This is a genomic window from Paracoccus sp. L-17, assembly GCF_056857655.1.
In genome coordinates, this window is record NZ_JBSXNM010000024.1 from 1 (window position 1) to 13,716 (window position 13,716).

Annotated in this window: 11 protein-coding genes; all 11 read right to left on the reverse strand. The window is 61.7% G+C overall.

Annotated features, from left to right (window positions below; genetic code table 11):
- A partial coding sequence (locus tag AC13CR_RS02255; RefSeq protein WP_482900595.1) for a hypothetical protein occupies positions 1 to 197 on the reverse strand: 197 nt, incomplete at its 3' end.
- Between the two features lie 862 nt (positions 198 to 1,059).
- Positions 1,060 to 2,328, reverse strand: coding sequence for a chromate efflux transporter (gene chrA / locus AC13CR_RS02260; RefSeq protein WP_482900596.1), 1,269 nt, complete (start codon positions 2,326 to 2,328; stop codon positions 1,060 to 1,062).
- Between the two features lie 27 nt (positions 2,329 to 2,355).
- The gene (locus tag AC13CR_RS02265; protein ID WP_216033804.1) at positions 2,356 to 3,174 is read right to left on the reverse strand and encodes a chromate resistance protein ChrB domain-containing protein; all 819 of its coding nucleotides are present in this window, start codon (positions 3,172 to 3,174) and stop codon (positions 2,356 to 2,358) included.
- Positions 3,175 to 3,502: 328 nt separating this feature from the next.
- Complete coding sequence (locus tag AC13CR_RS02270) at positions 3,503 to 3,697, reverse strand: hypothetical protein (protein WP_260278435.1); 195 nt, start codon at positions 3,695 to 3,697, stop codon at positions 3,503 to 3,505.
- Between the two features lie 584 nt (positions 3,698 to 4,281).
- A complete protein-coding gene (locus tag AC13CR_RS02275; RefSeq protein WP_482900597.1) occupies positions 4,282 to 4,698 on the reverse strand; it encodes a hypothetical protein in 417 nt (138 codons plus the stop codon).
- Between the two features lie 3 nt (positions 4,699 to 4,701).
- Positions 4,702 to 4,935, reverse strand: coding sequence for a hypothetical protein (locus tag AC13CR_RS02280; RefSeq protein WP_482900598.1), 234 nt, complete (start codon positions 4,933 to 4,935; stop codon positions 4,702 to 4,704).
- 68 nt (positions 4,936 to 5,003) lie between these two features.
- Positions 5,004 to 6,854: a ParB/RepB/Spo0J family partition protein gene (locus AC13CR_RS02285; RefSeq protein WP_482900599.1), complete on the reverse strand. Its 1,851-nt coding sequence runs from the start codon at positions 6,852 to 6,854 to the stop codon at positions 5,004 to 5,006.
- Positions 6,855 to 7,113: 259 nt separating this feature from the next.
- Positions 7,114 to 7,587: a DUF3768 domain-containing protein gene (locus AC13CR_RS02290; RefSeq protein ID WP_482900600.1), complete on the reverse strand. Its 474-nt coding sequence runs from the start codon at positions 7,585 to 7,587 to the stop codon at positions 7,114 to 7,116.
- A 1,036-nt stretch (positions 7,588 to 8,623) separates the two neighbouring features.
- Entirely contained in the window at positions 8,624 to 9,601 is a 978-nt protein-coding gene (locus AC13CR_RS02295; protein ID WP_482900601.1) for a hypothetical protein, read from the reverse strand.
- Between the two features lie 73 nt (positions 9,602 to 9,674).
- Positions 9,675 to 12,806, reverse strand: coding sequence for a type I restriction endonuclease subunit R (locus AC13CR_RS02300; RefSeq protein ID WP_482900602.1), 3,132 nt, complete (start codon positions 12,804 to 12,806; stop codon positions 9,675 to 9,677).
- Between the two features lie 154 nt (positions 12,807 to 12,960).
- Positions 12,961 to 13,707, reverse strand: a complete 747-nt coding sequence (locus AC13CR_RS02305; RefSeq protein ID WP_482900603.1) for a DUF6615 family protein — start codon at positions 13,705 to 13,707, stop codon at positions 12,961 to 12,963.
- Positions 13,708 to 13,716: the final 9 nt, after the last annotated feature.

Sequence of the window (13,716 nt, forward strand, 5' to 3'; positions counted from 1 at the left end):
AACGCGCGGATTAGAGTATGATCAGCCGTCGCACATTGCCCCGGCATCCTGCCCGCCGCATTCATAATCGAGCAACCCGCCAGATCAATTCGGGCGGCCGTCGTGTGTTGCGAGCAAGGCTTGACTGCGGTCATTAGAGAATTCTTGCCGTCCTTCTCGCCGGTCTTGACGCGGAGCTTCATGTTTTCGGTGGCCATTGGATTTTCCTTTCCTGCCTGGCGTTTCGATGAAACCCCTGGGGACAGGGCAGAAATAGCGGCTGTCAAAGGCGAATTTGGTGCGCGCGGAATGGCCGCAGGCCAGGGGAAATTCGTCGTTGAAGGCCGAAGGCCGTCATCCGCGCTGCCCTGTCATGTTTCATCAGGAAGAAACGCCCCTTGCAGGACAGGACCAACCGGCCACGGAGCCAAGCGATCGACGGACCGACAGCGGGAAGGATGGCAAGGGCTGGGACTGCGCATCTCGTGTCCGGATCAACCGCAACCCTGCTGGCCGCGCCCGAAACCGCCCCCGCCGCCTGTGTTCCCGGCAGGATGCACGCGTCCCGGCGGGAGAGCGACCGGGATTGGCAGGGGCCTCGAAAGCCCGCCCGATGATCCGGTTCTGCGCGAGGGCTGAAGGCCAGCCCGCGCAAGTGACCGACACCCGGATGGGCCGAGACGGGCGGGGCAGGGCGGTCCGGACCGGCGATCGAGGATCTGGCTCGGGACGAGACAGACCGCAGGCGCCGCAGCCGACCGCATCGCCCTGGCTGGCTCGGGTCGCGCGACAGCGCGACTGGGGCACGGTCGCCGGCTTGACGGCGATGCGCCGATAGCTTTGGTCGCCCCCTCGCGCGTGCCAAAGCGGCCCTTCGCCGTGCTCCACATGAACTTACGCACTGCGGACGAAGCGCCAGTTCGCTGCGGTGGCTTCGAATGACCGCTTCTGACGTTGTCTCGAAACCAAAGTTCCCTTTCTGGATGCCGCGCACAGGGTGAGCCGTTCTGATCCGGACCGCACTACGGGTACGGCGCATCGCAAAGGCAGTCCGAGTTTTTCATGTTCTTCGGGTAGACCTCAGAGAAACAACCTCAAACCAGCTCCAAGAAGCGACGCCACCAACAGAATCCTAATGATACCCCAGTGTAGCCGGAAAGCCAGGAAGGCGCTGAGGATGAACAGGGCTACGGCGAGCCATTCGATGGTTGCAAGGTCAGGCCGCCAAAGCGTTATGGGTCCCAGCTTCTGCCGGTTCACGCCAGAGAACAGAACATGCAGCGCAAACCAGATCGAAAGATTTAGGATGACGCCCACGACGGCGGCGGTGATTGCCTTGAGAGCGCCTCTCAGTCGTGGTTGGTTCGATATCCATTCGATGTAAGGTGCGCCAACGAATATCCAGAGAAAGCACGGCGCGAAGGTGACCCAAAGCGCCACCACGGCAGCACTCAGGCCAAGCAAAAGCCCACCGTCCTTAAAACCGGCGAGAAACCCGACGAATTGTGTGACCAGGATAAGCGGGCCAGGTGTCGTTTCCGCCAACCCAAGGGCGTCGACCATTTCGCCTGCGGTTAGCCAGCCGAACTGGACAACGACATCCTGTGCCATGTAGGCGAGAACAGCATAAGCACCGCCGAAGGTCACGACGGCAAGTGTGGAGAAGAACCTGCCGACCTCAACCAGGATGTCCGGCGCGCCCAACCATCCGAGGGCGAGCAGCGGCAGTAGCCAGATCGCCAGCCATGTTGCGATCGTAAGGCTCGTCTTACCCACCGACACGTGCGCCATGTCCACGGCCTTCCGATCCATGTCCACGGTTCCCATGAACCAGCCGAACAGGCCCGTCATTAGGACGATCAACGGATAGGGGATCGACAAGAAGAATATCCCGATAAACGCCAATGCCGCGATCAGCCAATGCGCGCGCTGCGAAAGTGCCTTTTTCGCGACCCGCAACAATGCCTCGACCACGATCACCAGAACGGCAGCCTTGATTCCGTAAAACAGCGCCTCCACCAGCGGTACATCGCCATAGATGCTGTAGATTGTCGCCAGCAACATGATCACGGCGGCACCGGGCAAGACGAACAGCAGCCCGGCGATCAAGCCGCCGAGCGTGCCATGCAGCCGCCACCCGGCATAGGTAGCCAACTGCATCGCCTCGGGGCCGGGCAAGAGCATGCAAAAGCTCAGCGCATTCAGGAACTGCTGCTCAGAGAGCCAGCTGCGGTTTTCGACGACCTCCTTGTGCGTGAGCGCGATCTGGGCGGCGGGACCGCCAAACGACAGGATGCCGATCTTCCACCAAACCCGTGTCGCCTCCGCGAGCGTCGGGGTTTTGTCCATCAGGACGTCACTGGAACCACTCATAACCTACGCCTTCGTCAATGCAGCGGGCCAGGCATGCCCTTCATCCGTGGCATCGCGCGCCCACCGATAGAATGCGTCGTAAAGCAGCATGCCAGCTTCGAGCTGTTCCAGATCGTCACGATACATTCGAGACAGACCCAGTGAGGCGGCCAAAAGTCCCGCCGCTTCGGGTGCCAGATCATGCCTGTTGGTGTCGGCACCACGCACGATTACGGCCAATCTCTCAAGCGCATCATGACTGATGCCGAACTCTTCAATCATCGTGTCGAACGTGCATTTTTCGTCGCGGTGGCTCCAGAAAACGTCTTCAATGTCGAAGGGCGTCGCATTGAAACGCTCTGCGACACTGGCAACCTGCGATGCGGCGACAAACAGTATTTGGGCATTCGGGTCGACAAACCGGCGAATAAGCCAGGGACAGGCAATCCTGTCGATCTTTGGCCTGTGACGTGTAACCCAGACTGTGCGTCCGCTGGCATCTAGTGGCGGCAGCTTTTCCGCAAGGACCATCGGAAGCCCGGCATCTCTCCAGGCGAATTGCCCACCTTCGAGGACTTCCGCCTTCGCACCGGCTGATCGCAACAACGCGGCGGCACCCTGGCTGATTTTCAGGCCCTTCTGGCAGTAGACAACGACCGGACGGCCCGTGAGATCGTGGGCAAGTTTAATCACGTCAAGAAATGGTTGACGCACCGCGCCAGGGATCAGGTGCGGGTCCGCATCGAAGTCTTCATCAATGCGCACATCAAGCAGTACGGGACAATCAGGTGTGCCCACCAAGCGGGCCAATGTCGATACGGGGATTTCATTGTATGACGCCATTAAGCATCCTCCTTAAACAGGTTGGAAGGATGCAAGATTGGGCTGGCGCCTCACGGGGTTCTTGCGGACCCCTGAACCCCCTGTCTAAACTCGGGTTTCGCAACCGTCAAGCTCCAGAACAGACCTTTGCTGCATCGCAAAACAAATGGAAAAAAGGGCTCGGCGCCGGCATTCGCTGCTTTCTGGATGAACGTCCGCACTGGTCCGGTTGGTTGTTTGCTGCAAGTCGGGCTAAGGCAGGGAAGGGCGGCGTCAGCCGCCCTATGTTATCCAGCGCGCCCCAGCTTCGGCACATAGCAAAGCGGCCCCCGAAGGGGCCGCAGGATTGTCAGAAGAACAGCTTGGCAATAGCGACAATTGCGAGTGTCGCGCCGGATCCGACGACGAGCAGGTACCACCGCGCTTCCGTGGTGAGCTTTCTGGTCTCTGCCAGAAGCTTGGCGGTTTCGGCATTCAGCTTAGCCGTGTTGGCGGCAAGCTGTGCGATCTCGGTATCGAACTTGCGGGCTTCAGCGTCGGTCATGTGTATAGCTCCTTGGTGTCAATATAGGTGATTGCCGCGTCTCGGAGAAGGCATATCGCCCGCCCTGCGCGGTCGGCGGTATCGGACACGCGAGGTCAGGGACGCCCGGCACAGGCGCTTGCAAGCCGCGCCCCTTCGGCGCGGCGCCGTCCTTGACCCGTGTGGGAGACTCCAGAGACCGTGTGGGGTGGTGCGGCCTGGCCCCGGCCGAGGCTCGGCCGGGTTAACAGCCAGGCACGATTGTTGCGCCGGTTGGCTGTCGCTGCCGCGCCAGGGCGCGGCTCGGCGCGAAGCGCCGGGCCTGTCCTGTCTCCCGGCGTTCTGCCGAGGGCAGGACAGGGCAATTCCTGCCTCGTCACAAAAAGAACCCCGCACGAGGCGGGGCCAGTCAACCTTCGTCGCAGAAGGAAAGCGTAAGGCTCAGTCGCGATAGCGTCCGCGCGGGCGGCAGCACCATGCGCCGACACTCGCCTGACAGGTCGGACAGGGGACGGCAAAAACAGGATGGCGATGTGTCGTGCAGTCAGACATATTGAACAAACTTCCCTGTTGGACTGGCGGCGGGTGACTCCCGCCGCCGTTTTTCAGGCGATCGCGAGACCGCGCGGGTTCACGCGTCGCAGGGTGAAGGGCAGGGCATCGAGGGCGATCCGCCCGGCCTCAAGGCTGTGCAGGAAATCCAGCAGATAGACCGGATCGGCGGGATAGGGTGCGCCGTCCCACGCCGCCCGGACCCTGCGCCGCTGCCGTGGTGGCATGGCGTCGATCAGGCGGCGGGCACGCCGCCACTGATCGGCGCGACGCTGGCGGCTGCGGGCCTCGTGCGCGGCCCAGGCATTCGCGCGCGCCTGCATCACATCATCGGGGCTTTTCTGACGGGCCGCGATCTCGGCGGCGAAGAGCGGCAGGGCGTCCCGGTCGGCTTTCTGTCTGCGGGCCAGCGCGGCCCGCTTGCGGGCGGTGTCGGTGAACGGGTGACGGGGCGATCTGAGGAAGCGCATGGGTCAGCCTGTCGTGGCGGATCGTGCGGCGACAACCTCGATCGCTGCCCTGATGCGGCGCAGATCGGCGGCTTCCGCATGATCGCCGTGGGTCACGGCGCGCGCCAGATCAGACTCGAGCTGAGTGAGGTTGTCCGCCGCCGTGGAATATTCGCAGCCGATGGCATGGCCGACGCGGTAGCCCCCGCCGCAGGTGCAGGAAAGACCGTGCCATGATTTCTCCCGTGCATAATCCATCTGTGCTGTCCTTTCTCAATCCGGGTTGCAGGGATCGGGGCGCGCGATAACCGCACGCCCCGCTGTTATCAGGCCATGCCCTCGGGCAGCCATGCCGCGATGCGGGCCTCCTGCGCCTCGGTGATCCCGAGCGCCTTGCGGGTGTCGGCATCGCTGAACAGGGTTTCCAGCTTTGCCGCCTTCTCGCCCTTTTTCAGCTTGGCGAAGCTGGTGGCGGTGGGGTGATCGGCGGCGAGGTCCAGCAGATCGCGCCACAGGTCGTTGAGGTAAGGGCCTCCGACGCGGGAAAAGAAGTTCGCGGCGGTGGGCGTCCACACGTCGCGGATCGCGGGCTTCGTTTCCTTGTCGATCAGCGCGGCCAGTTCATCGGACCCGCCCCGGTAATGCGCGGCCAGCATCCGCACCAGTTCGCCCCGAACATGCCCGGCCCCCTTGGCACGGAAGGCGCGGAAGGATTTGGCAAGGTCCTTTCCATACATGTCGCGCGGCGGGTTGGCGGTCAGGCGGTCGTCCAGCGCATATCCCTCGGCCTCGGTGGTCGGCCAGTTCGGCACGTCCTCTGTCGCAAGCCCGAACGGCTTGCGCCAGGCAAGGCCGTGGCTCAACTGATAGGCCAGCAGGTCGATCAGCAGTTCGGGATCGCGCAGCGCCGCATTCTGCCGCGCGCCCTGCGCCACCCGGCCCAGATCGTCGCGCAGCGCGTTGCTGATGGGCGATTTTGGGGCGGCATCGGCGGTGCTGCCGTCGCGGCTCCGCGCGGCGTGTCCGGTCAGCACCTCCGCCGCAATCGCGGCCTCGCGGTCCTCGGCCCGGACATAGGCGGCCTGCACGGTCAGTTGCCCGCGACTGTCCACGAAGATGAACAGCCCGGCATGGTCGCGCTGCGCATCGGTGAAATCGCCTTGCGCGATGGCGTCCAGCGCATCGAGTTCGGCCTGTCCGTCCGCGTCCAGCGCCTCGGCCTCGGCCAGTTCCGACAATTCGTCGAAACGCTCGGCCTGTTCCTCGGACAGTTCGCCCTCGATCCGGTAAATGCGGTCCAGCTTCGAGGTCACATCATAGCTGATCCACGACTCCGGGCTGGTCTCGACCCATGTCCAGCCATGGCCGATGGCCTCGGCGTCCATCGCCAGCTTTTCGGCAAAGAGCCGGTCCAGCAGCGCGCCATCGCCCAGAAACACCTCGTTGGCGAACAGATCGCGGGTGATGGGGCCGCCTGCGCCTTCATAGGCGGCAAGCCCGACATAGACGGCGCGGCGGTCGGTGTCGCGGATCGCCTCGGGTTGCAGAAGCTGTTTCAGGCGGTGGGCCGACACGTCCTGCCCGCGCACGCGGTCCAGAATATCGAGCGCAAGGGCTTCGTCCTGGGCCACGGTGAAGCATTTCGCGGCCTCAAGGGTGATTTCGCCCGCTTTCAGCGCATCGAGGATCGGGGCGGGCAGGGCGGCCAGCGCAAGGCGGCGGTAAACATGGGATTCGGTCACGGCGAAGACGCGGGCGATGGTCGGCACATCGCTGCCGGTGTCGGCCATCCGGCCATAGGCGCGGATTTCATCGGCGGGGTGCAAATCCTCGCGGGCCGCGTTCTCGACGCTGGCCCATGCCCGCGCGGTGGCCGCGTCGGGGGCCAGACGGACCGGGATTTCGGCCAGTTCCGGGCGGCGGTCCAGCAGATCGGCATGTTTCTCGAAGGCCCGGATCAGGGCGCGCAGACGGCGACCGCCCGCGACGATCCCGACCTTTCCGGCCTCGTCGGCAAGCCCCGCAAGGTTCTGCAACAGGCCCACGGCCACGATGCTGTCGGCCAGTTGGTCGATGCGGTCGGCATCAACGTCCTGACGGGGGTTCATGTCCGAGAGATAGAGCGCGTCCAGCGGGAAATACTGGATCGGGGCGGTGGTGATGGCACCTTGTTTCATGGGTCTTTTCCTTGTTTGCGACTGTGGTTTCGTGTTATCGGTGCCCCACCCGTGATCGGGTGAGGCGAGGGGGTCACATGACCCCGTGCTGGTTCAGGAAGGCGTGGCCGATCTTGGCGGAGTGACCGCCCTTCCTGATAAGCGCCCACGCTTCCGCGATGCGCTGTTCAAGCCATTGGTTCGTTGTTCTCACCTCCTTTCCGGTTGCCTTGGCAGTTGACCGGCCCGCCGGGAGCATGACGCGGGCCGGGATCACGGATTAGTAATCGGAGGGGAACATGATGGTCAGGACGCGCCGGGTGACGGCGGGGTTGGCCGGTGCGGGCGAGCCGTAAACCAGTTCCTCGTCGTAAAGGTCGATCTTCCAGAACAGCTTGACGGTCAGCACGGTGACGGTGCCGAAACCATGATCGCCGTAAGGGTCATTGTCCGGGGTGAACGTGCTGTCCCCGGCCACCGCCATCAGCGCGGCAGTCAGGAAATCCCTCCCCATGCCATTGACGGCAGAGGTCACGACAACCTGGCCGCGCAGATCGCTTGCGGTCCCGGTCAGCAGCCCCGCGCGAAAACGGTCGTTCTGTTCCGCGATCTTCACGGCCTCGGCGGTCGGGAAACCGTGATCGGGCGCGGCGGCGTGGCATTGCGGGCAATGGCTCGGGCAGGTCAGGGCATTGATGATCGTCCCGCAGGTGGTGCAGCTGAAATCCACGGCAAAGTTGTCTTCGGCCAGCATGGGCATCGTCCTTCTCTTGCGACGGGCGGTGCGGGGCTTGGCGCCTGCTTTCCGCCGATGGGCGAGACCTCTCTGCGTGTCGTCGAAAGGCCCCATGCCTTTCGGACGGCAAAGCGGGGAGGGCGCAGCCCTGCCCGCGGCCCTGGGGCTGACTGTCAAGGCTCGGGAGGGCGGGGTGGTGCGGCCCGCAGGCGCAGCCGAGGACACGGCCCGCCCGGACGACGACGCGCGGCACGCGCGGCGCTTGGCCATTGACCGTCAGACGCAGGGATGCGTGGCGGACAAAGGGAAAGGGAAACATCGTCGGGGCGGGGGTGAGCGCGGGCGCAGCCTGCGTCGATCCACCGGCACGGCAACAGCCCATCATGGCCCGCGCCCTCGCGCGGGCCGCGTCTGTCCTACTGCCCGTCACCCCAGGCTGCCGATTGCCATCCGCCGATAGCAATCCGCCGTTTGCTATCCGCCATCAGCGGATCGCGCCGCCCGCCAAATCCCGTTTCGCGTTTCGCGTAATTCGTTCTGGGTGGATCGCCTCCCGGCGCTTCGCTCGATCCATGCTGTCTCGCTCAGCGCCTTGCGCCTGCGTCAGCGGTCCCGCCCGCGAGGGGCGAGATCGTCGGGGCAGGGCGCGCAGGACCGGCGTTCGGGGGGATGGCTCGGCACGAGACATTCAGCCGGATGCCGCAGCCGCGCGCAGCGACCCGATCAGCTCGGGTGGAGGCCATGAGGCCGGAACCGGGGGCGCGGCCCGAAGGGCGACGCCGTAACGCTGCTTCCCGCAATCACTCTATGGCAAACTGGATTCCCTGGATTCCGCAAAGAATCCAGCGCGCCAAGATCGTGATTCCGCAAGCCTTTGAAAACGAGTCGCTTTTTCCAAGATCATACGGCAGGTGGATTCCGCCTGGCTTCCCCGGTGAAACTGCCTGTCGCTAGCGAAATGCCGCGCTGCGCCCCCCCGCATACGTTCGGGGCCGGGGAGGAACCATTGGAAGGGGGGGGTCAGCCCAAACGGGGCCGTTGACCGATAACCCGATTAGAACGGAATCTCATCCGGCAGCGGGTCAAGCTTTGGCAGGGCGTTCGCTGGAAGGGGTATATTGTAGGTCACATAAAGATTCAGGATGTCTTCACGGTCCATGAACATTATCTGGCTGCGCTTTGAGGCGTCGAGCTTTCCTCCCAACCAATTGCGCGCTTGCTTGGTGATGATTCCACCGGCAACGATAAAGGCATGGTCGACAAGGGCTCTCTTGCTCGTTTCCGGATCGAAAATCTCATGCCCCAGCATCATCAAGACCTGCTGATAAATCTCGGCGATATTGGCATTTGATCCTTTCGTCATCCCGGCTGAGTCAAGCTTTCCCTTTTTTGCCTGAATGCCAAAGTATAGGACGTGCTGGGTGGGCAGAACAAAGCGCATCCAGACGTCCTTGCCATATTCTAGGGCCTTGTCGGCGTGACCAGCGGCCGTAAGGCGGTGGAAGCCAAGCTGCCGGAACAGAGGCAAAAGGATTTCTTCGATCAGCCCGTCTTCGCTGCAGGCATCGAGATAAGCGTTCAACTGCCTCTTACGCTCTGTTTCTTTGGGGGTTAAGGGGCGATGGGGATTGGTCGCCGTTGACACTGTCTTGCTACCAACGTGGCGAATCTGCAGCGTCCGATCCTCGTCATAGTATGCTTCATAGCCCTCCCTTGTCAGAGGCTCGTTCAGCAATGCCAACGCCTTACCTCGATCAAGGTCACCGTCCTCTGCCTCTCGGGGGTCCATTAGCGTCCGGAGCAAAACGACAAAGCGCGTTGGCAGCTGAAAGGCGGCGGGTTGGGGTTCTTCCAATAGCTCTTCAAGGCGCTGAGAGGCCCAGATCGCACGTGTGGTGCCATCGTGAACGAAGTCGAGATCGCACTCTTCGAAAAACTTGGTGATGAAAAAACTGGACCGTCGAGGAAAATGCTCGGCATCCCCAATGACCATATCGGCGATTGCGCGAAGGTTGCGTGGTTTGAATTTCATGCAGCCGACCTTCTGAGACTTTCAATAGCTTCGATTACGGGTCAGTTTTCCCCAATCGCACAATGGGTTCATCTTACCTCGAAAATTCCGATAGCATCGCCTCCGCCTGAGCGAGCACGCCCCGTACGGCCGCCTCTTCTAAATCTGGCGGATAGCCGTGCTTCCGCAGGATGCGCTTTACGAGAACGCGCAATCGTGCTCGGGCGCTGTCCCGGTGGGCCCAGTCAATGCTAACGTTCGCCTTCAGGCCATTCAGCAATTCGTGTGCGATGATCTTCAGCTGATCATTGCCTAGAATGTCTACTGCGCTCTGGTTGTCGGCAAGTGCATCATAGAAAGCGATTTCCTCGGGCGTCAGGCCGGTTTCCTCGCCACGGTTTCTGGCCTCGCGGACTTCTTTGGCCAATGCGATCAGTTCCTGAAGTACCTCGACGATGCTGATAGCGTTGGTGTGGTAGCGCGAGATTGCCTCTTCAAGCCGTTCGGAGAACTTCCGTGTTTCGATCACGTTCGATTTGCTGCGCGACCTGATTTCGTCGTTCAGCAGCTTTTTCAGGGCTTCTAGGGCGAGGTTCTTTTTCTCCATCTGCCCGACTTCGGCCAGGAAATCGTCCGACAGAATGGAAATGTCCGGTGACGACAGCCCGGCCGCTGACAGGATGTCGACGATTTCGGTCGAGGCCACAGCGCCATTCACGATCTGGCGGATCGCAAGATCCCTGTCCGCCGCAGACCGACCCGATGTGTCGGCAGCCTTGATCATTGCGGCGCGCACGGTCTGGAAAAACCCGACCTCATCCCGAACTTCTCGGGCAGCATCGCTTGCCGAGCAAAGCGCAAATGCCTTCGACAACCCAAGCACAGCATCCTGATACCGCCGGTGCGCCGCCTTCTTGGCCTCCTTGTCCGTTTCCCTTTGGGCAGCCTCGTCCTGTTTTGCAAGGATCCAATCCAATGCCTCGGCCAACGCGACAAGGCGCTGATGCGGTGTGCCGGTCAGCCCTTTGGAATAGTCGAATCCATGATACATGGCGCGCACGATATCCAGCCGTTCCAGAAGGGCAGCGACGGCTTCGGCCTCGTCGATGCCAGCTTGCTCCTGGTCCGATTTGGAATACTGGCCCAGCGCGGATTTCAGGTTCTGGGCGATGCCAATGTAGTCGACGATCAGCCCTGCTGGCTTGTCGCGAAACACCCGGTTCACCCGCGCGATGGCCTGCATCAGACCGTGCCCGCGCATCGGCTTGTCGATGTACATGGTGTGCATCGAGGGGCTGTCGAAGCCGGTCAGCCACATGTCCCGCACAATCACCAGCTTGAGCGGGTCTTTCGGATCCTTCGCACGCTTGGCGAGCAGGTCACGCCGCGCCTTGCCGCCGATATGCGGCTGCCAGGCTTCCGGATCCGAGGCGGAGCCGGTCATGACGATCTTCACCAGCCCGGCACCATCGTCGTCGGAATGCCAATCGGGGCGCAGCGCCACGATCTGGTTATAGAGGTCCACGCAGATGCGGCGGCTCATGCAGACCACCATGGCCTTGCCATCCATCGCCTGCACCCGCGCCTCAAAATGGGCGACGAGGTCTTCGGCAACCATTTGCAGTCGCTTTTCAGCTCCGACCAGCGCCTCGACAGTGGACCACTTGCGCTTAAGCCGTTCCTGTTCGCTGACCGCCTCGTCTTCGGTCAGCTCCTCGATCTCGGCATCGACCTTAGGCTTTTCCGCCTCAGGCAGTTCGATGCGTGCCAACCGACTTTCATAGTAGATCGGCACCGTCGCCCCGTCCTCGACGGCACGGCTGATGTCGTAGACGTCGATGTAGTGGCCGAACACGGCTGGCGTGTTCACATCGTCCTGCTCGATTGGGGTGCCGGTGAAGCCGATGAAAGACGCGTTGGGCAGCGCATCGCGCAGGTGCTTTGCAAAGCCATAGGCGATCTCGCCCGTCTTTTCGATACGTGCTTTGAACCCGTATTGGCTGCGGTGCGCCTCGTCGGCGATCACCACTACGTTGCGGCGATCAGTCAGCAGAGGATATGCTTCACCCTTCTCTGGGGCGAACTTCTGAATAGTGGTGAAAACCACCCCACCCGAGGCGCGCGACAGCGCCTTCTGCAGGTCCTCGCGGCTGTCGGCCTGAACTGGCGTCTGGCGGATCAGGTCGCGGCACATAGAGAAGGTGCCGAAGAGCTGGTCGTCAAGGTCGTTGCGGTCGGTGATGACGACAACGGTCGGATTTTTCATTGCCGGTTCGCGCACCAGCTGTCCGGCATAGAAGGCCATAAGGAGGCTCTTCCCCGATCCCTGAGTGTGCCAGATTACCCCAACCTTACGGTCGCCCCCAGAGCGGCTGGCTTCCACCGTGCTGGCCACGGCCCGTTTTACTGCGTGGAACTGGTGATAGCCCGCGATGATCTTGGCGATGCCGCCGGGCGTGTCGCCAAAGACCGTGAAATCCTGCATCAGCGACAAGAGGCGCGGCCGCGCGAAGACTCCGTCGATCAGCACGGACATTTCAGGAGCGCCCTTGGGGGCTACGTCGGTGCCATCCGTCGTCCGCCAAGGCATGAAGCGTTCCAGATCGGCTGTCAGCGAGCCGATGCGCGCTTTTACCCCGTCTGTTGTAACCAGGACTGCATTGGCGCGGAAAAGCGACGGGATCTGCGCCTTGTAGGTCTGCAACTGGTTAAAGGCCGCGCCGAGCGTGGCATTCTCTGCCCCTGGCTTCTTCACCTCGATTACGCCGACCGGCAGGCCGTTCAGGAACACCACTACATCCGGTCGGCGGTTGTTGCCGTTTTCGATCACCGTGAACTGCGTGATGGCCACCCAGTCGTTCAGCCGATCTTCAAGGTCTACCAGCCGCACCGCATCACCGCAAATCGAGCCATCTTCTGCCCGAAATTCCACTGGCACGCCCTCAACCATAGCCCGGTGCAGGCGGCGGTTTTCCTCGATCAAGGATGGACGCTCGATGCCCAGCAGCTTTCGCAACGCATCCTCGCGGGCGTCTTCTGGGATCTGTGGGTTCAAGCGGGTGATTGCGTCGCGGAGGCGACCGGGCAGGAACGTGTCTGAATAGGCCTCTCGCTCCGGAATGCGCCCATCGGGGCCAGACACAGCGTCATTTATGCAGGTGTAGCCCAGCGCTGCGAGGTGATCGAGGAGGACGGCTTCAACTTCGGCTTCTGACAAGGTGGTCATCAGCGCCTCCTGCTCGGTTCATCTTTTACATCGATGATCAGGAACCGAGGAGCATCAACTCCGTCCCGACGATCCCGAGTGCGAACGCGCTCTAGCTCCTCAGGGTTAGTTTCTCTGATGCCGACTATGTCCTTGTCGATTGCCATCTCGCCGTTCAGTTGTTCGATAGTTGGAAAGCCATTTGTTGGCATTTTATCGGCATCGAAGTCTTCGCCATCATCCCCTCGTCCGGCGATACAGCCACGAAATCTTCTGACATCAAGAAGCCCAATATGCCGTCATTACCTTCGGCCCATTCCGCAAAAAGGTACCGCGTCTTGAAACCTAACGGCGCAAAGAAAATATGCCATGGAAGCGATACGTCTTCGACATCCTGAATTTTCTTGATGCCGGTCTTCTTCTTAATATCTGTCGCGTCTGCAATGAGGCACCCATATTCATAGGAGCGCCAAGGGGCTGTTCCTCCAGGGGACTTCCACCGCTTTCGCTCGGAATTCTTCGAATAGAAGCAATATACCGGCCTCCAAGTTACTTCGCCGGGTTTTGCCGCAGGGCAATTGTTTATTAGAACGTCGATCTGCTCTTGAACATTGGGTGCTTTGCCGACTTTGTGCTTGATCGTCAAGCTGTCGTTTTTCTTCGTGCGCTTGGCCTGCACACGCATGAAAAGACTGTATTTCCGCCCGACAACAACCCATTCCCAATCGGCTCCGATCTTGGCTTCCTGACCTTTTGAGATAGCGGTCAATTGCGTACCGCGGTCGGAGTGCCAACGCAGAATTTCCAGCAGATTGGTTTCTGTTACGGTCTCTTCGCCATAGCTTATCTTGCCGTCATTGGCATGTGCGAAGGCCAAGTTCCGCGATACCGCGTCCCCGAGCTCCAGGAATGTGTGAAGCAAGGTCCGCAA